Source organism: Synechococcus sp. B60.1, from assembly GCF_047462555.1.
GTDB lineage: Bacteria > Cyanobacteriota > Cyanobacteriia > Thermostichales > Thermostichaceae > Thermostichus.
Window position 1 is genome coordinate 38,155 of the sequence record NZ_JANSJN010000004.1, and the last position, 1,935, is coordinate 40,089.

The following is a 1,935-nucleotide window of genomic DNA, read 5'->3' on the forward strand; positions in this document are numbered from 1 at the left end:
CTCCGCCCGCCGCGCCGGGACAAAGCTGCCCATCTGGGCCAGGATCTGGATTAGCCCAATCTGGCGCAAGTAGGTGGACTTGCCGGACATGTTGGGGCCAGTGAGGACGATGAGATCCGGGCCGTGGGGGGATCCCAGCCGCACCGAGTTGGGGACAAACAGGCCCTGGGGCAAAGATTTCTCCACCACCGGGTGGCGACCCTCTTCGATGATTAAACGGCGATCTGCAGTGATCACCGGGCGGGTGTAGCCCTGCTGCACGGCCACCTCGGCTAGGCCAAACAGAGCATCGACGGCGGCCAGGGTCTGGGCCACCTGGCGGATGGCGGCAGCTTGGGATCCCGCCTCTTGGCGCAACTGCACAAACAGCTCGTACTCCCGCTGGTTGATGTCGGTTTGGGCAGTGAGGATGCGAGCCTCTTTTTCTTTAAGCTCAGGGGTGATGAAGCGCTCTTCGTTGGTTAGCGTCTGCTTGCGGATGTACTCCTTGGGCACCTGCTGCGCCTTGGCGCGGCTGATGCTGAGGTAGTAGCCAAAGGCCTTGTTGAAGCCGACTTTGAGGGTGGGGATGCCGGTGCGCTCGCGCTCGGTTTTCTCCAACTGGGCAATCCACTGGCGGTCTTGCTCCACCTGCTGCCGCAGCCTGTCCAGCTCCGGATCTACGCCAGGCCGGATCAGCCCCCCTTCGGTGAGCACAGGGGGCGGGGAGGGCAAGAGGGTGTGCTCGATGCGCCGGCCCAGGTCAACCAGAGCGGGATCCACCTGCTGTAGGCTCTGCAGGAGGGGAGTTTGGGCTTCGGCCACCAGCTCGGCCAGTTGGGGCAGTTTGCTCAGGGAGGAGCCCAGGGCCACCAGCTCGCGCGGGTTGGCAGTGCCGGAGGCGACGCGGTTGGCCAAGCGCTCCAGGTCGTACAGAGAGTCTAGAAGGGATCCCAGGCGGGTGCGCAGGGAGGGGTTTTCCAACAGCTCCTGGATGGTGTCCTGGCGAAGGCGGATTTGCTCTCGATCCCGCAAAGGCTGCAGCAGCCAGCGGCGCAGGGTGCGCCCGCCCATGGCGGTGCGGCTGTGATCCAAGACCCAGAGCAGGGATCCGACAAAGGCCCCCTCGCGGATGGTCTGGGTCAGCTCCAGGTTGCGGCGGGTTTGGGCATCCAATATTAGGTAGTCGGTGAGCTGGTAGGTGCGGGGCGGGCGCAGGAGCGGATGGCACCCTTGGGGAGAGGGCTGCACCAGATTCTTTTGCGTCTCTTCCAGATAGTGGAGCAATCCCCCTGCCGCCCGAATGGCCAGGGGCAGCCCCTCGCAGCCCAAGCCCTCCAGGGAGCGCAGGCCATAGGTCTGCAGCAGATTGTCCCGCGCCACCGCCAGCTCAAAGGGCTCCGCCGGGCGCAGGGTATAGGTGTACTGGCCGGGTAGGCCCAGGGGAGCGTGGGAATCTCCAGGCCGCATTAAGCCCAGGCCCAGCCCTTCCTCGGTGGGCAGCAGGATCTCCGCCGGCTGCAGCCGGGCCAGCTCCTGTTCTAGCTGCTCTTGCCCCTCACTCTGGCAGACCCAGAACTCACCGGTGGAAATGTCGGCATAGGCCAGGCCCCAGGCGGTTTGCTTGGAGCCTCGCAGGCGGACAATGGCCGCCAGATAGTTATTTTGCCGCGCCTGCAGCAGCTCCTCTTCGATGACCGTGCCGGGAGTGATGACCCGCGTCACTTCCCGCCGCACCAAGCCTTTGGCTTGATCCGCCGGCTCCATCTGGTCGCAGACGGCTAGGGCATAGCCTTTGGCCACCAACTGGGCGGCATAGCGGTCAAAGGCGTGGTAAGGGATCCCGCACATGGGCACCCGCCCGATGGCCCCTGCCTCTCGCCCGGTGAGCACCAGCTCCAGCTCCCGCGACACCAGTTGCGCGTCCTGGAAAAACATCTCGTAGAAATCCCCCAG

1 protein-coding gene is annotated in these 1,935 nt (G+C 65.0%); it reads right to left on the bottom strand.

Annotated elements, in window-relative coordinates; translation table 11 throughout:
* Nucleotides 1-1,935: DNA mismatch repair protein MutS (mutS, locus tag NW863_RS01030; protein ID WP_414363912.1), on the bottom strand; the 1,935-nt coding region annotated here is incomplete at both ends.